General features: G+C 69.1%; 15 protein-coding genes. 3 read left to right on the top strand and 12 right to left on the bottom strand.

The window, feature by feature from the left end; genetic code table 11:
- Positions 1 to 45 precede the first annotated feature (45 nt).
- Positions 46 to 1,473, top strand: a complete 1,428-nt coding sequence (locus D7X99_RS17685) for a hypothetical protein (protein WP_121778792.1) — start codon at positions 46 to 48, stop codon at positions 1,471 to 1,473.
- A 2-nt stretch (positions 1,474 to 1,475) separates the two neighbouring features.
- On the opposite strand, the gene D7X99_RS17680 is transcribed toward D7X99_RS17685, so the two are convergent.
- Genes D7X99_RS17680 through D7X99_RS17640 form a run of 9 tightly spaced genes read right to left on the bottom strand, consistent with a single transcriptional unit; the run spans position 1,476 to position 13,844 of the window.
- Entirely contained in the window at positions 1,476 to 3,269 is a 1,794-nt protein-coding gene (locus D7X99_RS17680; protein WP_171805222.1) for a Vps62-related protein, read from the bottom strand.
- A gap of 45 nt (positions 3,270 to 3,314) precedes the next feature.
- Positions 3,315 to 4,010, bottom strand: a complete 696-nt coding sequence (locus tag D7X99_RS17675) for a pilin (protein ID WP_121778821.1) — start codon at positions 4,008 to 4,010, stop codon at positions 3,315 to 3,317.
- Positions 3,979 to 5,589 carry an AMP-binding protein gene (locus tag D7X99_RS17670; RefSeq protein ID WP_121778822.1) on the bottom strand — a complete coding sequence of 537 codons (1,611 nt, stop codon included), beginning with the start codon at positions 5,587 to 5,589 and terminating at the stop codon, positions 3,979 to 3,981. Before D7X99_RS17670 ends, D7X99_RS17675 begins: the two co-directional genes overlap by 32 nt.
- Before the next feature lie 55 nt (positions 5,590 to 5,644).
- Positions 5,645 to 6,418, bottom strand: coding sequence for an enoyl-CoA hydratase family protein (locus D7X99_RS17665; RefSeq protein ID WP_121778791.1), 774 nt, complete (start codon positions 6,416 to 6,418; stop codon positions 5,645 to 5,647).
- Positions 6,415 to 8,427, bottom strand: a complete 2,013-nt coding sequence (locus tag D7X99_RS17660) for an acetyl-CoA carboxylase biotin carboxylase subunit (RefSeq protein ID WP_121778790.1) — start codon at positions 8,425 to 8,427, stop codon at positions 6,415 to 6,417. Before D7X99_RS17660 ends, D7X99_RS17665 begins: the two co-directional genes overlap by 4 nt.
- Positions 8,428 to 8,438: 11 nt before the next feature.
- Complete coding sequence (locus D7X99_RS17655) at positions 8,439 to 10,055, bottom strand: acyl-CoA carboxylase subunit beta (protein ID WP_121778789.1); 1,617 nt, start codon at positions 10,053 to 10,055, stop codon at positions 8,439 to 8,441.
- 1 nt (position 10,056) lies between these two features.
- The gene (locus tag D7X99_RS17650) at positions 10,057 to 10,935 is read right to left on the bottom strand and encodes an SDR family oxidoreductase (protein WP_120589271.1); all 879 of its coding nucleotides are present in this window, start codon (positions 10,933 to 10,935) and stop codon (positions 10,057 to 10,059) included.
- An 11-nt stretch (positions 10,936 to 10,946) separates the two neighbouring features.
- Positions 10,947 to 12,113, bottom strand: a complete 1,167-nt coding sequence (locus D7X99_RS17645) for an acyl-CoA dehydrogenase family protein (RefSeq protein WP_121778788.1) — start codon at positions 12,111 to 12,113, stop codon at positions 10,947 to 10,949.
- A 36-nt stretch (positions 12,114 to 12,149) separates the two neighbouring features.
- A complete protein-coding gene (locus D7X99_RS17640) occupies positions 12,150 to 13,844 on the bottom strand; it encodes an acyclic terpene utilization AtuA family protein (protein ID WP_121778787.1) in 1,695 nt (564 codons plus the stop codon).
- A gap of 96 nt (positions 13,845 to 13,940) precedes the next feature.
- On the opposite strand from D7X99_RS17640, the gene D7X99_RS17635 reads away from it, so the two are divergent.
- Positions 13,941 to 14,573 (top strand): TetR/AcrR family transcriptional regulator, encoded by a 633-nt coding sequence (locus D7X99_RS17635; protein WP_120593986.1) that lies wholly within the window; start codon positions 13,941 to 13,943, stop codon positions 14,571 to 14,573.
- A gap of 30 nt (positions 14,574 to 14,603) precedes the next feature.
- Here D7X99_RS17635 and D7X99_RS17630 read toward each other — a convergent pair whose 3' ends face one another.
- The 3 genes from D7X99_RS17630 to D7X99_RS17620 are packed head-to-tail and all read right to left on the bottom strand — an operon-like array spanning position 14,604 to position 16,981.
- Positions 14,604 to 15,380 (bottom strand): zinc-dependent metalloprotease, encoded by a 777-nt coding sequence (locus tag D7X99_RS17630; protein ID WP_121778786.1) that lies wholly within the window; start codon positions 15,378 to 15,380, stop codon positions 14,604 to 14,606.
- A 23-nt stretch (positions 15,381 to 15,403) separates the two neighbouring features.
- Positions 15,404 to 16,204, bottom strand: a complete 801-nt coding sequence (locus D7X99_RS17625; RefSeq protein ID WP_121778785.1) for a serine protease — start codon at positions 16,202 to 16,204, stop codon at positions 15,404 to 15,406.
- A gap of 3 nt (positions 16,205 to 16,207) precedes the next feature.
- A complete protein-coding gene (locus tag D7X99_RS17620) occupies positions 16,208 to 16,981 on the bottom strand; it encodes a zinc-dependent metalloprotease (RefSeq protein WP_121778784.1) in 774 nt (257 codons plus the stop codon).
- 375 nt (positions 16,982 to 17,356) lie between these two features.
- Here D7X99_RS17620 and D7X99_RS17615 point away from each other — a divergent pair, with 375 nt between their 5' ends.
- The gene (locus tag D7X99_RS17615; RefSeq protein ID WP_121778783.1) at positions 17,357 to 18,538 is read left to right on the top strand and encodes a DUF6068 family protein; all 1,182 of its coding nucleotides are present in this window, start codon (positions 17,357 to 17,359) and stop codon (positions 18,536 to 18,538) included.
- The last annotated feature ends 2 nt before the right edge of the window (positions 18,539 to 18,540 follow it).

The raw sequence follows: 18,540 nt of genomic DNA, 5'->3' as shown, positions 1-18,540 counted from the left end.
TTCTCGCGCGGCATCCGGCCGGGCACCTGGGTAGCATGCGCGGCCATGAGCCTGTGCCAGAATGAGTTCGTCTCCCGCGCGGAGGCCGTGCGCGCCCGGCTCGAAGGCGCCGTCCTCGAAGCGCTCTCCCATCACGGTGAGCCTTCGGTCTCGGACCTCGCCGCTGTCTTTCGGAAGGACGCGCAGCGGTCTCCGTCCCAGGTCGCGGAGGCGCTATGTCCCGGCCCCCTGTCGCCCATCGGCTTCGCGGCCCTGGTGATGCGCGAGCTGCTGGCGCCCGAGGACTCGGTGCTCGAAGGGACCCTCTCCGAGGTCCGGGTCATCACGGGCAACGCGCGGGCCGCCGGCTTGCTGCGTGTCACCGCGCCCCTCGTCGTCCTCGGGGACCTGGAGGTGGCGGGCGTGCTGGAGGACTGCGGACCGGATTCGACGGTGGTGGTCGTGGGCCGTTGCACGGCATGGGGGCTCCAGACGTCTGGGAACTTCCTGGTGCTCGGCGACCTCGTGGTCCGGGACGCCATCCAGGGCATCTACAACGACGACAGCCTCGTCGTGGCGGGTGACCTCACCACGCGCTTCCTCGACGAGAACGATCACGACGTCACCTGCTACGGCGAGACCCACACCGAGCAGCACCTGGAGAACGGCCGCCCCGGCGAGGAGGCCGCCTCGCTCGCGTCCACCTTCCTGCGCCCCGAGCTGTGGAACCTCGATCTGGGGGAGATCCACCACAACGCCTTGTTCAAGCGCATCCACGAGGGCGAGCCCGTCTTCACGGACACGCTCCAGCCCCAGCAGGTCCGCGAGCCGGATGAACCCACCGCCGAGGAGCTCGAAGGCCTGGACATCGCAGGCATCGCGGCCCAGGCGTCGAAGAACGCGCGCGCGAGGGACGTCGTCTACGCCCAGCGCAAGACGGGCGAGGTGTGGCTGATGCGTCCAAGCAGCCTGCCCCTGCACATCTTCGACGGGAAGCAGTTCCTCGGACAGGGGACGCCCCCGGAGCTCGACGTGAAGCAGCGGGCTTCGGAGCGCGTCACCTTCTGGCGCAAGCGGGGCGACCTCTTCATTGAGATCGAACGCTTCGGCGCCATCGTGCAGTTCCACGCGGGACTCAACAACGGGTCGATGCGCACGTTCCGCTTCGCCTTCGAGACCTCCGACGCCGCCGCACAGGAGGTGCGGCGGCTGGAGGCCCGCTACGAAGGAGACTTCCTGCGCGTCACGACCGTGGTTCCCGGCCGGGGCCCGCTCGAACGGGAGTTCGCGAAGTACGGCGGACCGAAGAACGAGTACACGTCGGCCATCGTGGACGGCACCACGCTGGTCACCCGCGACGACGAGCGCCAGGACTTCGATGACGAGGCCTCCGCCCTGAGCGCCCTCGAGGATTGGATCGCCGAGAAGCGCCAGGCGGGGTTCGACCTGAAGATCCTGGAGTGGAAGCCCTTCGGCCTCCTGGGCAGACGCTAGGACTACTCCAGGGTCATGTAGTCCGGCTGGTACACCGACCGGTTGCGCAGCGGCGAGGGGCCACCGCTGTTCACGCAGTAGCCGGTCGGGTTGTCGCAGCCGGACTCGGGGTTGCCCCAGTACTCCGTGAGGTTCATCCAGGCGAGCGACCCCGTGTACGTCCCCGCCGGCTGCCATGGAATGATCACCACGTTGCTCCAGGTGTCCCACGCGAGCCCGGCGCCGGTGTCGTCCGCCAGGAAGTCGCCGTTGAAGATGGTTTCGTAGATGTGCCGCGCGGCGTCCGGGTAGAGGCCATGCGAGCCATTGGCGGAGAACACCTCTGGATGCCAGCCGCTGAGGAACACGGCCTTGTCGCCGAACGTGAAGGTCTGCCCGTTCGCGTGCTGGCTCAGGTAGACCTGCGCGGGGCGCCCGTCGATGAAGCGCACGGTGAGGTGCTCCCAGTCCCCCACGTGGTTGCCGAAGGTGGAGTAGCCGCCCACGCAGCCCCAGGGCGAATACCAGCCAATGCACACGCGCTTGCCATTGTTGTAGGGGTAGAAGCTCCAATACAGCACGTCCGTCACGTTCGTCGGCAGACCGCCCTGGGTGCGCGTGATGACCTGCGCGTAGACGGGCACCGGCGTCTGGTTGGGGCGCTGGCCGTCCAGGAACTGCGGATCCGTGCAGGAGTCACAGCCCAGCGCCTGGTTCGTCACCAGGTGGCCGTTCTCCTCGTGGACGTTGGCCAGGTGGAACTGAGTGGAGGACGGGAAGTAGGCCTCGTCCGGATGCAGCCACACGCGCGGCGCGAACGCCGCCACCATCTGCGCGTCCACGGGCAGGCCCCGCAGCTCCGCGTTGGACGTGGCGCTCTTGTTGAGGACCCAGTAGCGGTTGCCACCCGTGTCGCCGTGGCTGGGGCGGGAGACGAAGGTGGACGCGGGCAGGCCTCGGTGGTCGCGCGCCGCCGCCTGCCACACGCCGATGTCGTCGTCCGCGCCGGAGCCCCTGTCGTCCCACACCCAGGCGGGATTGGCGGGCAGCACGTATTCGCTCCGCACGCAGCGGATGAGGTCCGTGGAGGGCTTGGAGTAGCCCAGCACCGCGACGTGGCCCAGGCAGGTGTAGCCCGCGGGCGCGACCGGCTCCCAGAAGGAGACGTCGTGCGTTCCACCGGAGCCGGAGTCGTCCCAGATCCAGTTGTAGTTGGACGGACGCGCGAGCAGGTCCCCCTCGCCGCGAACCACGAACGTCGTCGCGGGCGCCTGTCCCCGGTTCGGCATGGCCACGTCGCCCAGCGAGAAGAAGCCCGGCGTCTGGGAGAGGTCCGGGCGCCAGACGGCGATGTCGTTCGTCGCGCCGGTGCCGTGATCGTCGTAGATCCAGCTGAAGCGGCTCGTGGGCCGGACCTCCAGCGCCTTGGGATGGCGCAGCACCCCGGAGTCCGACGCCAGGGTGAACTCGGCGCTCTGGCCCGACAGCGCGGTCGCGGCGACGAGTTGGTAGCTGCCCGGGGCCAGCGTGACGACCAGGCGCGAGTTCGTACCGCCACCGCCGTTGTTGTCCTGCGCGAGGACGGTGCCGTTCGCATCCAGCAGGTACAGCCAGGCATCCGCGGACGACGTCAGCGTGAACGTCACCGGGTTGCTGGACGTCTGTGCATCCAGCAGGAACACCCGGTTGCCCGGACTGGAGGGGCTCTGTCCTCCCGAGCCCTGCCAGAAGCCGTAGACGGTGTTCGCGTGGGCTGCGTTCGCCACGAGCGAAGACGTGGCGAACGCGACGAGGGATAGGAATCGCCGGAGGTCCATGGATACCTGGGGAAGGAGGAAACCCAGGACCCTACTCCGGGACTGCTATTGCCGGACGTCGTTCACGTGGTTGTACGGGGCTCCGAGGGGAATGGCTTCGCCGTTGGCGGCCGTGCGGTTGACGGTGGAGACGCTCCACACGTCCAGCGTGTCATCGTTGTCCACGTTGCCCACGCACGCGGCCGTCACGACGCAGTCGGGACAGGTCCCCTCCACGCCGGGCTTCACTCCCGCCCGCGCAAGCGCCGCCTGGATTTCAGCCGGATCGATCGCGGGGAAGTCTCCTGCCACGGGGAAGACGTCCTCCGGCATCCGCAGCACATAGGCATAGCGATTGCGCGGTCCCGGCTCGAAGCCCATCGCCTCGAAGCTGCCCAGGGGCTGCTCGTCCACCATGCTCACCCTCGCAGCGGTGAAGATCGACCTAAGGTTCATCTTGCACTCCGCCTGCTTCGAGCGCGCCTGGAACTGGATGAAGTTGGGGATGGCGATGGCTGCCTGGATGCCGATGGTGAATAGCCCCAACCCCGCCACGCAGAGTGCTGCGATGGCGAGCCCCCTGCGCCCGGCGTGCTCCGGCTTGCCTGTCTTCACCATCGCCAGGATGGCCAGCACGAGCCCTACCGGCCACAGACAGACGACGCACAGGCCTGCGATGGTGAAGCCCAGTGCGACTCCGGGCAGGACGGTCTTCTTCGGCGCGGCGGACTCAGGGGGTCTGTGGGTCGTCACGCCCCGCATCGTAGTGCCGGGCGTACTGCTGACGGAGCACGAACTTCTGGGCCTTGCCCGTGCTGGTCTGCGGCATGGCCGGGAGCAGGACGATGGCCTTCGGCACCTCGAACCCACCCAGGTGCTGGCGGCAGTGGGCGTTGATCTCCGCCTCCGTGGCGGAAACGCCAGGCTTGAGCACGACGAAGCCCGTCACCGCCTCCGCCCAGCGTGAGTGCGGCAGACCCACCACCGCGACCTGAAGCACCGCGGGGTGACGCAGGAGGACCTCCTCGACCTTGATGGACGGGACGTTCTCTCCGCCCGTCTTGATCATGTCCTTCTTGCGGTCCACGAAGAGCAATTGGCCATCGGCGTCGAACATGCCCAGGTCGCCGGTGTGGTGCCAACCGAAGGCGCTCGCCCGCGCGGTCGCCTCCGGGTCCTTGTAGTAGCCGAGCATCACGTTGGGCCCGCGGTGGACGATCTCCCCCACCTCGCCGCGCCCGAGCAGCCGGCCCTCGTCGTCCATGATGGCCGTCTCGTTCGTCACGACCGAGTCGCCCCAGTACGAGCCGAACCGCTTGAGCTGCTGCTCCGGCTTGAACATGGTCGTCGCCGGGTACATCTCCGTCTGCCCCGACGCGAGCGCGAAGCCGCCCGGGCAGAAGTGCTCGATGAGCTCCACGAGCATCGTGCGCGCCATGGGCGCCATCACGTAAAGACACAGGCGCAGGCTGGACAGCTTCGTGGCCGGACGCGCCGGGTGCGCCAGCATCGCGCCGTACATCACCGGCAGGCCCAGCAGGAACGTGATGCCGCGCCGCTCGACGGTCGCGAGCATCGCGCCCGGGTCGAAGGCCCGCCGCACGACGACGGTCGCCCCGGCCAGCAGGAACGTCATCACGATGGCGTGCTGCGCGCAGTGGAACATCGGGAGCACGCAGATCGTGGAATCCGTCGGCCGCATGCCCAGCTCGAACAGGTTCCCGCTCAGCGCCGCGTGCACCGACGCATGCGAATGCATGACGCCCTTCTGCTGGCCGGTGGTCCCACTGGTGTACATGATCTGCGCGAGCTGGCCGCTCTGGATGTCCACCTCTGGCAGCGTGCCGTGCTGCCCCTCCAGCGTGTCCAGGAACGCGACCGTGTCTCCGCCCGGCGCCGCCTGACCTTCCGGCACGCAGACGATGATGCGGGTGCCCAGTGCATCGAGCATCGCCCGCAGCCCGGGCTTCGCGAGGAGCTCGGCGTCGACGACGGCGTGCGTCGCCTCGGCGTGTTCGACGATGTACTGGACGGCCTCCACGGAGAGGCCGGTGTTGATGGGCACCCAGACGAGCCCTGCCTTGTAGATGCCCACGAACGCGGTGAGCATCTGCGCCGAATTGCCGCAGAGCGTCGCGATGCGCGCGCCCTGGGGCAGCCCTTGCGAGAGCAGGTAGTGCGCGAACGCGTTCGAGCGCCGGTCGAGCTCCGCGTAGGAGAACTCGAGGTCCCCGTCGACAAGCGCCGTCCGCTCCGGCCACCGCAATGCAGACCGGTGGACGACGTCTCCCAGCGAGACGCGGCTGATGCGGGGGGACCGAGGTGCCTGGATCGCGGACATCGTGTGCTCCATTCCGCCCGTTCGGGCGTCGGGTCGAACCGGGTGCCCCCGCAGCCTATTTCGGCGCGGCCCAGGCGGGAGGCCGGCGCTCCAGGAAGGCGAGCATCCCCTCCTGGGCCTCCTCGGAGGCGAACAGCCGGCCGGAGAGCGCGACCATCTCGGCGCCCCCGGCATCGATGCGCGCGCGCAGGCCAGAGGCCACCAACTGCTTGGTCTCGCGCAGGCCCTGCGGAGACGACACCCGGAAGGTCTCCAGGATCTGCTCGACGGCGCCATCCAGTGACGCGTCGGGCACCGCGGTGGTGACGAGCCCGATGCGCGCGGCCTCGGTCGCGTCGAAGGCCTCACCGGTGAGGAAGTAGCGGCTCGCCGCCCGGCTGGTCAGGTGCGGCAGGGTGGTGAGGGAGATGACCGCGGGCGTGACACCAATGCGCGCCTCCGTGAAGGCGAACTTCACGGACTCCGCGACGACCGCCACATCACACGCGCCCACGATGCCGATACCGCCCGCCCTCACCTGCCCCGCCACCTTCGCGACGACAGGCTGGGGCAGCGTCACGATCGTGCGCAGCACGTCGAGCAGCACGCCCGGCGCCTTCGCGGCGCCTCCGTCCGCCATCTCCGAGAGGTCCGCCCCAGCGCAGAACGCGGGACCGGTGGCCGCGAGGACGACCGCGCGCACCTCCGGGTCGGCGCCCACGGCGTTCAGCCGCTCCAGCAACTGCGTGACGAGCGCCCGCGACAGCGCGTTGCGGTTGCGCGGCGAGTCGAGCGTCAGGGTCGCGACGCCACGAGAGACTTCGTACCGGACGAGCGGTGCTTCACTCATGCTGCCTCCTTCGCTGCGGGGGAGACGACCGCGACGACATGCCGTGCCGGCACCTGCGCCCCGACCGTGACGTTCACCGCCGTGACCACGCCATCCGTGGGCGCGATGAGGGACGACTCCATCTTCATCGCTTCGAGCACCACCAGCACGTCGCCCTTCTTCACGGTCGCGCCAACCTCGGTGCTCACCCGGATGATGCGGCCATCCATGGGCGCGCGCAGGCGGCCGTCGCTGGCGCGCTCGCGTTCGGAGGGCAGCCGGAAGGAGACGTCACGCAGCTGGCGCGTGATGCCGTCCAGCGAGCACCACAACGTGCCACCCGCGCGGCGGTAGCGGACCGCGCGACGGCGTCCCGACACTTCCACCTCCGCACGTTCGGCACCGAGGCCGCGCAGGGAGAGCGCGAACGAGGTGTCGCCAACGCGGACCTCGTAGGCCTCCGGAGCGACGGGGCGCACCGAGGCGCGGAACTCAGAAGCACCGTCATGCAGGCTGACCGGCACCGGAAGGGAATAGGAGCTGCTCCAGCCCGTGAGCGTCGCGTCGAAGCCCCCCTTCCGCGCGAGCGCCTGCGCGTCGTCGTGGAAGAGCAAGGCGGCCAGGATGGCCTGGTCCTCCAGGGAGACCTTCCCAAGCGCTTGCAGCGTCTCCGGCGGCGTGTGCGCGCCGACGAAGCCCGTATCGTACCGGCCGGAGCGGAAGGCCTCGTGTCCGAGGACGTGCTGGATGAACGCACTGTTCGTCGTGACGCCGAACACCGTCAGCTCGCGCAGCGCCGCGGCCAGTCGCTCACGCGCCGTCTCGCGGTCCGGTCCGTACGCGATGAGCTTCGCCTGCATGGAGTCATAGAACGGCGTGATGTCCTGGCCTTCACGCACGCCATGGTCCACGCGGATGCCCTCCCCCGCCGGTGGCTCCCAAGCGAGGAGCCGGCCCGTCTGTGGAAGGAAGCCCTTGGACGGGTCCTCCGCGCACAGGCGCGCCTCGATGGCATGCCCGCGCCAGGTGACCTCCGACTGCATCAGCGGGAGCGGCTCGCCGTCCGCGACGCGCAGCTGCCACTCGACCAGGTCGAGCCCGGTGATGAGCTCCGTCACCGGGTGCTCCACCTGGAGGCGCGTGTTCATCTCCATGAAGAAGAAGTCGCCGTTCGGCGCCAGGAGGAACTCGATGGTCCCCGCGCCGCGATACCCGATGGCGCGGATGGCCTGCACCGCCACGGACCCCATGCGCTCGCGCAGTTCGGGCGTGACTGCTGGAGACGGGCTCTCTTCAATCACCTTCTGGTGCCGGCGCTGGACGGAGCAGTCGCGCTCACCCAGGTGCACCGCGTTGCCGTGCGCGTCCGCGAAGACCTGCACCTCCACGTGACGCGCGCCTTCAATGGCCCGCTCCAGGATGAGCTCGCCGCTGCCAAAGGCATTCGTCGCCTCCGAACGCGCCGAGCGGATGGCGTCGAGCAGCGCGCCCGGCTCGCGGACGAGCCGCATGCCACGCCCGCCACCGCCCGCCGCCGCCTTCACCATGATGGGGAACCCGACGCGCTGACCCTCGCGGACCAGGGCCTCGTCTTCGAGGGACTCGCCAGGGCGTGCCGCCTCATAGCCGGGGATGCAGGGCACGTCCGCGGCCTGCATGCGCAGCTTCGCCTGCCGCTTGTTCCCCATCAGCTCGATGGCTTCCGCGGGCGGCCCGACGAACACGAAGTCGGCCCCCGCGCATGCACGCGCGAAGTCCTCGTTCTCCGACAGGAAGCCGTACCCGGGATGGATGGCGTCCGCGCCGGATGCCTTCGCCGCGGCGAGGACCCGCTCGATGGAGAGATAGGACTCCTTCGCGGGCGGAGGCCCCAGGTGCATGGCCTCGTCGGCGAGCCGCACGTGCGGGGAATCGCGGTCCGCGTCGGAGAAGACCGCGACCGTGCGCAGTCCGAGGCGGCGGCACGTGCGCAGCACGCGCACGGCGATCTCACCCCGGTTCGCCACCAGCACCTTGTGGATGCGTTTCATGATTCCCCTCGCTACAGCCGAGCGACGCCGAAGGAGTTGGGCGACAGCGTGCGGCGCGAAGCCTCGTCGCACGTGGCCAGGATGAACCCGAGCACCCGCCGCGTGTCCCGGGGGTCGATGACGCCGTCGTCGAACAGCCGCGCGCTGCATTGGAAGGCATCCGACTCGCGGTCGAACTGCTCGATGAGTGGCTTCGCCATCCCGTCCAGGAACTCCTGGTCAGGCGGCAGCCCCGCGCGCCGGGCCTTCTCCGTGGCGACGATGGTCAGCACCTTCGCCGCCTGCTCACCGCCCATCACGGCCGTGCGCGCGTTGGGCCAGGCGAAGATGAAGCGCGGGTGGAACGCGCGTCCACACATGCCGTAGTTGCCCGCGCCGAACGCACCGCCCAGCAGGAGCGTCATCTGCGGCACGGTCGCGTTGGCCACGGCCTGAAGCATCTTCGCGCCGTGCTTCACGATGCCGCCCTGCTCCGACTGCGTGCCCACCATGTAGCCCGTGGTGTTCTGCAGGTAGATGATGGGCGTGCGCGCCTGGCAGCAGAGCTGGATGAACTGCCCCGCCTTCGTCGCGCCCTTCGCGGTGATGGGCCCATTGTTGCCAATGAGGCCCACCGCCCGACCCTCGATGCGCGCCCAGCCGCAGACAGTGAGCGCGTCGTAGTCGTCCTTGAACGGCGAGAAGTCCGAGCCATCCACGAGCCGCGCAATCACCTCGCGGCAGTCGTAGGGCTTGCGGTGATCCATGGGCACGACGCCGCACAGCTCCTCCACCGCGTAGCGGGGCGACTCGAAGGCGGGGCGCGCGGACGCCGGCAGGGCGTCATTCCACCCGAGCGACGCGACAATCTCCCGCGCGATGCGGATGCCGTCGGCGTCGTCCTCCGCGAGGTGGTCGGAGGTTCCAGCAACGGTGGTGTGCATCTCCGCGCCGCCCAGGTCCTCGTCCGTGGCGACCTCGCCCGTGGCCGCGAGCAGCAGCGGCGGGCCAGCGAGGAACACCTTCGCCTTGCCGCGCACCATGACGACGTGGTCGGACAGGCCCGGAATGTACGCGCCGCCCGCCGTGCTCGAACCGTGGACGACGGTGACCTGGGGGATGCCGGCAGCGGAGAGCTTCGCCTGGTTGTAGAAGGTCTCCCCGCCCGGGATGAAGATCTCCTGCTGGTAGAGCAGGTTCGCCCCGCCGCTCTCCACGAGCGACACCACGGGCAGCCGGTTCTGCAGGGCAATCTCCTGCGCACGCAGCGCCTTCTGGACACCCCAGGGCGTCGCCGTGCCACCCTTCACGGCGGAGTTGCTCACGAACACCAGACAGCGCACGCCAGACACGAAGCCGATGCCGATGAGGGTGTTCCCACCGGCCAGCGAGCCATCGCTGTCGTCGTGGTGCTTGTAGCCACAGAGCGTGGAGAGCTCCAGGAAGGGCGAGCCCCGGTCGAGCAGCAGCGCCAGTCGCTCACGCGGGAGCAGCTGCCCGCGCTGCTTGAACTTGTCCCGAGCCAGCTGCTCGGTGTCGCGCGACTTCTGCTCGATAGCGCGCAGCTCCGCGACGCGGGCGAGCATCTCCTGACGCTGCGTGGTGAAGGTGGCGGAGGCCGGTTCGACCTGGGAGACGAGCGTGGGCACGTCACTTCTCCTTCGGGCCGTCGAGGATGGCGGGCCCCTTGGCCAGGTGGAACCCGTCGTAAGGCTTCGAGTTGTCGTGCTCCGACAGCGGAAACGCCTTGGTGTTGCAGGACGCTCCGCCGTCGATGCGGATGACCTCGCCGGTGATGAACGCCGCCACGTCGGAGAGCAGGAACACGATGGCGCCGCTCACCTCCGCCTCGGTGGCCAGCCGGTGCAGGGGCACCTGCTTGCGCAGGAAGGGGATCATCTCGCGGACGAAGGGGTCCTCGTAGGTGTCCAGGCCACTGGAGGCCACCCAGCCGGGCGCGACGGCGTTCACTCGCACGCCGGAGGCGGCCCACTCGACGGCGGCCGTCTGCGTCAGGTTGAACATGCCGGCGCGCGCCGCGCCCGAGTGCCCCATGCCCGGCATGCCGTTCCAGGCATCCGCGAGCATGTTCACGATGGCGCCGCCGTGTTCGCTCATGGACTGCGTGAACACCTCGCGCGCGACCAGGAAGCCGCCGGTGAGGTTCGTGGAGACGACCGCCTCGAAGCCCTTCTTGGAGATCTGCGACAGCGGCGACGGGAACTGCCCGCCCGCGTTGTTCACGAGCCCGTGGATGCGGCCGTGCTTCTGGACGACGGCGGCGACCATGTCGCGCACCGCGGCCTCGTCCCGGATGTCCACGGCGTGCTGCGTGGACGCGTGGCCCTCGGCGGAGAGCTCGCCAGCGACCTTCTCGAGCTTCTCCGTCTTGCGGCCCACGAGGACGATGTGCGCGCCGAGCGACGCCAGCTCATGCGCGGTGCACCGGCCAATGCCGCTGCCGGCGCCGGTGACGATGATGGTGCGGCCCGCGAAGGAGTTCGGGGCGAAGACTGAACGGTATCCCATCGTATTGCTCCTCAGCCGCGCGCCTTGCGGGGCAGCGTTCCCATGGCCTTGCTGATGATTCCGAGCATCACCTCGTCGGCGCCGCCGCCGATGGACCCCAGACGCAGGTCCCGGTAGGCGCGGGCGACGGGGTTGTCCCAGGTGAAGCCCATGCCGCCCCAGTACTGGAGGCAGCCATCGACGAGCTCGCGAGCAAGCCGGCCCGACTTGAGCTTGCACATCGAGGCGAGCTTCACGACCTCCGGGTCGTCCTTGTTCTCGATGTACATGGCGACGGTCCGGTAGATGAGCGCGCGGAGCGACTCCACCTCCGTCTGCAACTCAGCGAGCCGGAAGTGCACGCTCTGGTTGTCGAGGATGGACTGGCCAAAGGCCTTGCGCTGCCGCGTGTACTCCGCCGTCTGCGCGATGAGCCGGTCGAAGGTGACCAGCGTGCTCGCCGACACGAACAGCCGCTCCTCCTGGAACTGCTGCATCTGCATCGCGAAGCCGCGCCCCTCGTCCCCAATGCGGAAGCGCGCCGGGACGCGCACGCCGTCGAAGAAGAGCTGCGCCGTGTCTGACGCCCACATGCCGAGCTTGCGGATCTTCGACCGCGTGATGCCGGGGCAGTCCATGGGCACGATGATGAGCGACTTGTTCGCGTGCGCGGGCCCGTCCCCCGTGTTGGCGAGCAGGCAAACCCAGTCGGCCTGCATGCCGTTGGTGATCCACATCTTGCTGCCGTCGATGACGTAGTCGTCGCCATCACGGCGCGCCGTGGTCGTCACGCTCGCCACGTCGGAGCCGGCACCGGGCTCGCTCACCGCGATGGAGCAGACGCGCTCGCCCGTCAGCGTGGGCGCCAGGAACTCCCGTCGCAGCGCATCGCTGCCGAAGCGCGCGAGCGCGGGCGTCGCCATGTCCGTCACGACGCCGATGGCCATGGGCAGCGCGCCGCAGGTGCAGTGGCCCAGCTCCTCCGCGAAGGCGACGGAGAACGACGCGTCCAGCCCCAGCCCGCCGAACTCCGTGGGCTTGGTGATGCCGAGCAGCCCGAGCTCGCCCAGCTTCTTGAAGACCTCCCGCGCCGGGAAGATCTCCGCCGCCTCCCAGGCGTCGATGTGCGGGTTCAGCTCCTGTTCCACGAACTTGCGGACGGTCTGGCGGATGGCGCGGTGTTCCTGGGTCTGCTGCATGGGCTTCCTCGGTGGGCGCGGGCGCGGGCGAAGGCGCTACAGAAGCGATTCAGGGACGTCGACGTGGCGCGAGCGAAGCCACTCGCCGAGCGCCTTGGCCTGCGGGTCGAAGCGGGTGGACGACGAGACGCCCTCGCCGAGCAGGCCTTCGACGACGAAGTTCAGGGCGCGCAGGTTCGGGAGCACGTGGCGCTGGACCTTGAGCTCGCGAGCCTCCGGAAGCAGCGTGCGCAGCAGCTCCTCCGTGAGCGTGTGCACCAGCCAGCTCCAGGCCTCGTCGGTGCGGACCCAGACGCCGATGTTCGCGTCCCCGCCCTTGTCTCCGCTGCGCGCCAGGGCTACCTGACCGAGCGGCACCCGCCGGGTGGGGCCCGCCAGAAGCGGCGCGGGCAGCGACGGCGCGGAGACTGCTTCGAGCCCCCGCGTCGCCTCCGTCGGCAGCACGTCGATGCGCCGGCCATCCGGGAGCACCGCGACGTGCGGCACCTTGCGCGCATCCACATAGGCCGGGGTGTAGACGCCGAAGGGCGAAGCGTCGCCGGGCAGCGCGGGCAGGAAGAAGCCGGGGTAGCTGGACAGGGCGAGCTCCACCACGGCGCCGCTGAAGGACCGGCCGGCGACCTTGGGGTCGGCATCCTTCACGGTGACCCGCAGCGTCGCCGACGCCTGCTCCTCGCTCGGAGCGTCGGCGTGGTCGGTGCGCGCGAGCGTGTAGAGGACCTCGGCGGGCCGGGGCTTGAGCGTCGCGTCGAGCTGCGCGCGCACGAGCGCGGCCTTCTCCTCGATGTCGAGGCCAACGAGCATGAACTGGGCCTCGCCGCGGAAGCCGCCGAGCCGATTCAGGCACACCTTCACGTCCGGAGGAGGCGGCTCACCGCGCACGCCAGACAGGCGCACCCGGTCCGTGCCGTCGGCGTCCACCACGATGGTGTCGAAGCGCGCCGTCGCGTCCGGGCCTGCGTAGCGGGCACCGCCAATCTCATAGACGAGCTGGGCCTTCACGGTGTCGACGGTGACGGCGCCGCCGGTGTGCGGATGCTTGGTGATGATGCTGGAGCCATCCGCGAAGATCTCCGCGAGCGGGAAGCCGGGCCGGCGCACGTCGACTTCACCGAAGCGCGCGAAGTTGCCGCCGGTCGCCTGGGCTCCGCACTCCAGGACGTGGCCCGCGACCATCGCGCCCGCGAGGCGGTCCCAGTCGTCGCGCTTCCATCCAAAGTGGGCGGCCGCGGGGCCGACGACCAGCGATGCGTCTGTCACGCGCCCCGTGACGACGATGTCCGCGCCTGCTTCCAGGCACGCGGCGATGCCCCATCCACCGAGGTACGCATTCGCGGTGAGGGGCTGATCGAAGCCCAGCTCGTCCGCGCGTCCGACGAGGTCATCGCCTTCGACGTGCGCGACGTTGACGGTCAACCCGAGCTTCGTGGCGAGCGAGCGCAGGTCGTTCGCGAGCCCCTCCGGGTTGAGGCCCCCGGCGTTGGCGACGATGCGGACCTTGCGCTCCACCGCGAGGCCGAGCGTCCCCTCCAACTGGCGCAGGAACGTCTTCGCGTACCCGCTGGACGGGTTCTTCAGCCGATCCCGGCCCAGGATGAGCATGGTCAGCTCCGCCAGGTAGTCGCCGGTGAGGACGTCCAGCGGACCGCCCTCCAACATCTCCCGGAACGCGGAGAAGCGGTCGCCGTAGAAGCCGGATGCATTGCCGATACGCAGCGAACGCGCGTCCATCGCACCTCCTGAGCCAGGGAGCGGCGAGTCTGTCCCCCACCTCCGAATAAAGCAATCACGATTGCTTTTTTCTTCCCGTCGCAACACTGTGGCCGCATGAGCGGCACGGCGAGCGGAACGACACGGCAGGAGCAGGAGCGCAGCCGGGTGACGCGGCAGAAGCTGATGACGGCCGCCATCGAAGTGCTGGTGGAGAAGGGCTGGGCGGGGGCGACCATGGGCGCCATCGCGGAGCGCGCGGGAGTGTCACGCGGCGCCTGCCAGCACCACTTCCCGACGCGCGCGGCCCTGGTCACGGCCGCCGTCGAGCACGTCTTCCGCCAGCAGGTCGAGGAGCTGGTGCGGCGCGCGAAGGGCCTGCCGGAGAGCCGGCGGCGCGTCGAGCCGCTGCTGAACCTGCTCCACGACGTCTATGCCGGCCCGCTCTTCACCGCCGCGACGCACCTCTGGGTGGCGGCCGTGGCGGATGAAGAGCTGAAGGCCATCCTGCTGCCGTTGGAGACGCACGTCGGCCGCGAGGTGCACCGGCTCACCGTCGAATTGCTGGGGCTCGATGAGCGCGACCGCGACGTCCGCGACGCCGTGCGTGCGACGCTGGACCTCCTCCGCGGCCTCGCGTTGGCGAACCTGCTCCACGACGACACGGCCCGGCGCCGCAAGGTGTTGGCCCACTGGGCGCGGACGCTCGAAGCGCAGCTCACGCCCAAGCGCGCGACGCAGGCGGACTGAGCCTCGTCTCGCGCTGACGTCCTGTCAGGCTCAGCAGCGGTAGAGGTAGCTCAGCGCGGTGATGTCCGTGCTGGTGAACTCACCGGTCGGGTTCGCCGGGAGACAGGCGTTGAAGATGGACCCGTTCACGTAGGACGTGGAGGGCGTGCCGGGGATGAGGATGGCCCCCACGCCCGCCGTGCCCTCGCTGCCGCCCGTTCCGCAGCTGATGACCTGGGAGTAGTAGTCCGAGTGGCGCATGCCGACCGCGTGCCCCAGTTCGTGGGTGATGATGTGCTCGACCGTGTCGAGCGGCGAGGTGTTCCACCCCGTACCGATGTTGATGGTCCCGTAGGGAAGGCCGCCGGAGGGGTAGCCCGAGTTGTAGGCCATGCCCGCCGCGGTCGCCGCGGTGATGTTCGCGTTGCAGCCGGTGGTCGGGCCCCGCACCATCGTGAAGCAGAGGCCCAGGGCGTTGTAGTTCTGGATGGCCAGGTCGAGGCCCTGGCTGAGGCGGCTGTAGGTGTTGAACGCGGACGTGGGGTTGATGCAGATCTTCCTCACGACCGCCTTGTTGATGACGTTCGTCGTCCGGTACTGCTCCTCGCTGTCCCCACCGGACTGGAGCATCTCGCGGGACGCTTCGACGCTCACCTGCGCATCGCCGCCCACGTAGACGGACGCGTCCACGACCTTGATGTCGCGGGCCTGGAACCCCGCCTCGATCAGGTTGGAGATGGTCTCCTGGTGCTCCTGCCCCAGGTCGGTCCCGCAACCGGACAGCACCGCACCACAGCCCACCACGAGCACCGCCGCTCTCTTGAACATGGTCGTCTCCCCTCGGTCTGGCTTCAGCGCGCGACGATGTCGGCGTCCACCAGGTACGGGGACGCAGCGACAATCGCTTCCATCGTCCAACCCCGGTTGGCGCCGCGGCCGGTCGCGTCGCAATCGCCGTCGGTGTGGACGCCCACCAGGTGGCCCTGACGGTTGAGCACGCCCGCGCCGGAGCTTCCGACCAGGGTGTCAAGGTCCACGTAGTAGACCAGCGAGTCGCAGGCATCCAGGTAGTCGCCTTCGGCGATGACCTTGGGCTTGCCCCGGGGGTGCTGGATGATGGCCAGCCGCTCGCTGGGAACGGCTGAAAGCAGGACCGGCGTCACCTGGGGAATCACGTCCAGTTGGATGAGCGCGTAGTCGGGTTCGAGCGACTGCTCGATGACGGTGCCCTCGGTGATGAGCGGGTCTCCGTCGGCCTGGTCCTCGAAGTTGAAGACGAGCAGCGGCCGGTCACCGAGAGAGGCACAATGTCCCGCCGTCACCACCACGGGACCCGCGCTCGCTTCAATCAGTGTTCCGGTGCAGCGCCCGTCAATCAGGACGACCGCGTCCTCGACCGTCTGCGCGACGTCCGCGAACTCGCCCTGGTAGCTGTTGATGGGAGTGAAGTTCTCGGTCGGGCCACACTGCGTCTGGCCACGAACCTCCGGAGGCTGGCGCACCCGCGACGCCGCGGGGCTCTCACACACCACCGGATGGGAATCCGCGGGCACCTCTTCCTTTCCACAGGCCGTAAGGCCCAGGAGGATGAAGGTGCCCGCGAGGATGCGACCCCTCGGACTCATGAAGGACTCAAGGGGTCGCAACGCCATTGCTTAGTAGATGGCGTTCAGCGCCGTGATGTCGGAGCTGGTCCACTCGCCCGTCTCCGTCGAGCGGAAGCAGGAGTTCATGATGGAGCCGCCGACCGTCGCGGTGCTCGGGGTGCCGGTGATGAGGATGGCGCCCACGCCCGCCGTGCCCTCGTTGCTGGCGGCGCCGCCGCAGCTGATGGCGCGGTTGTAGTAGTCCGAGTGACGGAAGCCGACGCAGTGGCCGAGCTCGTGCGTGATGACGTGCTCGTTCACGTCCACGCTGTAGGTGTTCAGGCTGGTGCCGATGTTGATGGTGCCGTAGGGGTTGCCGCCCGACGGGAAGCCCGCGGAGCCGCCGGCGCCGGAGGTCACCGTCGCGGTGATGTTCGCGCTGCAGCCCGTGGTGGGGCCACGCGCCATCGTGAAGCTCAGACCGCGCTGGTTGTAGTTCTGGATCGCGAGATCCAGACCCTGGCTCAGGCGGGTGTAGCTGTTGAACGTGGACGTGGGGTTGATGCAGATCTTCGTCTTGGTGGAGCTGACGACGTTCGTCGTGCGGTACTGCTCCTGGGTCTCCTTGCTCGCCGGCTGGAGCATCTCGCGGGACGCCTCCAGGGTGACGTGCGCGTCACGGCCCACGTACACCTGACCCTCGGCGACCATGATGTCGTCCGCGGGGAAACCGGCCTCGACCAGGTTGGAGATGATCTCCTGGTTCTCGGTCTCCAGGTCGGTACCGCAGCCAGACAGCATCGCACCACAGCTCGCCACGAGGACTGCCGCCTTCTTGAACATTCGTCGTTCCTCTGGTTCGGGGGAGATCCGCTGCCGCCTGACCTTCCCGTCAGCCGCGGACAGCTTGCCCAGCCACTGAGCAACTGCCGGGCCAGCCGTGCTCCAGAGGGAATAACCCGGTTTTGTTGAATTGCTTGGAGCGCCAGCACTCCAGCTTCCAAGAATGTGAGCGTAACGTTACGTGACGCTTGGAACGCCAAGTGACTGTTGTGACAGAGTTTTTACGCGTCACCCTGGGATTCACTGATTTTCGGACAGGGGTGTCTTCTCATCAGTCACCCTCCCCGGGGTCGGATTTACTCCCACTATTCCGGAAATCCTCACTGAACGTGCGATAGCTGCGAATTGAATCCACTCCCGGTATTTCCCGTCCCCATGACCATGCGCCCTTCCCTTCCCCTTGCCGCGCTGTTGGGTGCGGCCCTGTCGTTCCTCCCCGGCTGCGAGAGCACGAAGTCGAGCGGCCCTTCCGCATCCGACACGCGATCCCATGACACGGCGTCCGTGCAGGCCTCCGAGGCCTGGTCGCGAGCACGCGTGGGAGACCGCGTCACCTATTCCTTCAGTGCGACGCGGGGTCCCGAGCCTCGCGGTGGCGGCACCGCGCGCACGGTCCAGGGACAGCTGACGCTGGAAGTGGTGGCCGTGCAGCAACCCTGGGTCTGGGTGCGCGCGGCCTACAGCGATGAGGGCGGAAAGCCGCTGCCCCAGGCGAAGCTGGCGAAGGATCTGATCATCCCCGTGCGCGCGGACATGACTCGCGCGCTCGACGTGCCGCACGGAGGCACGGCCACCGCGGAGGTCGCCTCCAGCGCGGGACGCAACTGGGAGGCCGTGCGCTACGTCACCGACCAACGCTCCTTCGATGGTCCCCTGCGCACGCGCGTGTATGCCAATGCGCCGGGCCCGCTGTACCTCACCCGCGGCTTGATTGAAGCAGGCACGGAGTCCGCCGGCTTCCGAGTGCCGGGCGGACACCAGCTGAAGCTGAAAGAGGTCCGTGAGGGCTCGGCCGATGCCAGCGCCCCGGTGCCCGCGCTGGAGCGGCCCCTGGGCCCGGGCGCGTACTACGAGCGATACGTGGACGTGGGTCCTGGCCCCGGCGTGCAGCGCGTGTGCTTCACCGCGGAGCGCGGCTACCTCCTGCGCACCGAGGGCCCCGTCGAAGCCAATGCCGTCCCCTGCTCCGACTTCTCCCAGGCCGAGCCGGAGCCCCTGGAGGAGCTGCTGATGGGCATCCCTTCGGAGGTGGTGTTCACGGAGGACTGGCCGCCTGCTGCCGCGGCCAACGGCACCCGGGGCACGTTCAGCGCGGAGGGCCACGGCGTGCCGGCGCTCATCACCCAGAGCAGCGAGGACGTCGAAGGCACCCAGCGCGCCTTCTCCGAGACCTACGCGGCCGACCCGTGGGCGCCGGGGCTCGCGGGCCTGCCGTATGAAGCGCGCTTCCAGCCGCTCGCCAACACCACCGAGCGCGTGGTGCCGGGCGGTAAGAACGTGCCCGAGGGCGGCACGAAGATCGTGCGCTGGGGCTCGTGGCTCGCGGGACAGAAGTAACG

Origin of the sequence: Corallococcus sp. AB032C (genome assembly GCF_003668935.1) — a bacterium.
Taxonomy (GTDB): domain Bacteria; phylum Myxococcota; class Myxococcia; order Myxococcales; family Myxococcaceae; genus Corallococcus; species Corallococcus exiguus.
Note: the sequence above shows the minus strand (reverse complement) of the source record. Positions and strands in the feature narration are given on the sequence as shown.

What these genes read in the sequence shown, in the direction of transcription:
- D7X99_RS17620 (WP_121778784.1), bottom strand. Translation starts at nt 16,981, where the DNA reads ATGTTCAAGAAGGCGGCAGTCCTCGTGGCGAGCTGTGGTGCGATGCTG.
- D7X99_RS17660 (WP_121778790.1), bottom strand. Translation starts at nt 8,427, where the DNA reads ATGAAACGCATCCACAAGGTGCTGGTGGCGAACCGGGGTGAGATCGCC.
- D7X99_RS17640 (WP_121778787.1), bottom strand. Translation starts at nt 13,844, where the DNA reads ATGGACGCGCGTTCGCTGCGTATCGGCAATGCATCCGGCTTCTACGGC.
- D7X99_RS17615 (WP_121778783.1), top strand. Translation starts at nt 17,357, where the DNA reads ATGACCATGCGCCCTTCCCTTCCCCTTGCCGCGCTGTTGGGTGCGGCC.
- D7X99_RS17665 (WP_121778791.1), bottom strand. Translation starts at nt 6,418, where the DNA reads ATGAGTGAAGCACCGCTCGTCCGGTACGAAGTCTCTCGTGGCGTCGCG.
- D7X99_RS17675 (WP_121778821.1), bottom strand. Translation starts at nt 4,010, where the DNA reads ATGCGGGGCGTGACGACCCACAGACCCCCTGAGTCCGCCGCGCCGAAG.
- D7X99_RS17685 (WP_121778792.1), top strand. Translation starts at nt 46, where the DNA reads ATGAGCCTGTGCCAGAATGAGTTCGTCTCCCGCGCGGAGGCCGTGCGC.
- D7X99_RS17625 (WP_121778785.1), bottom strand. Translation starts at nt 16,204, where the DNA reads ATGGCGTTGCGACCCCTTGAGTCCTTCATGAGTCCGAGGGGTCGCATC.
- D7X99_RS17630 (WP_121778786.1), bottom strand. Translation starts at nt 15,380, where the DNA reads ATGTTCAAGAGAGCGGCGGTGCTCGTGGTGGGCTGTGGTGCGGTGCTG.
- D7X99_RS17645 (WP_121778788.1), bottom strand. Translation starts at nt 12,113, where the DNA reads ATGCAGCAGACCCAGGAACACCGCGCCATCCGCCAGACCGTCCGCAAG.
- D7X99_RS17670 (WP_121778822.1), bottom strand. Translation starts at nt 5,589, where the DNA reads ATGTCCGCGATCCAGGCACCTCGGTCCCCCCGCATCAGCCGCGTCTCG.
- D7X99_RS17650 (WP_120589271.1), bottom strand. Translation starts at nt 10,935, where the DNA reads ATGGGATACCGTTCAGTCTTCGCCCCGAACTCCTTCGCGGGCCGCACC.
- D7X99_RS17680 (WP_171805222.1), bottom strand. Translation starts at nt 3,269, where the DNA reads ATGGACCTCCGGCGATTCCTATCCCTCGTCGCGTTCGCCACGTCTTCG.
- D7X99_RS17635 (WP_120593986.1), top strand. Translation starts at nt 13,941, where the DNA reads ATGAGCGGCACGGCGAGCGGAACGACACGGCAGGAGCAGGAGCGCAGC.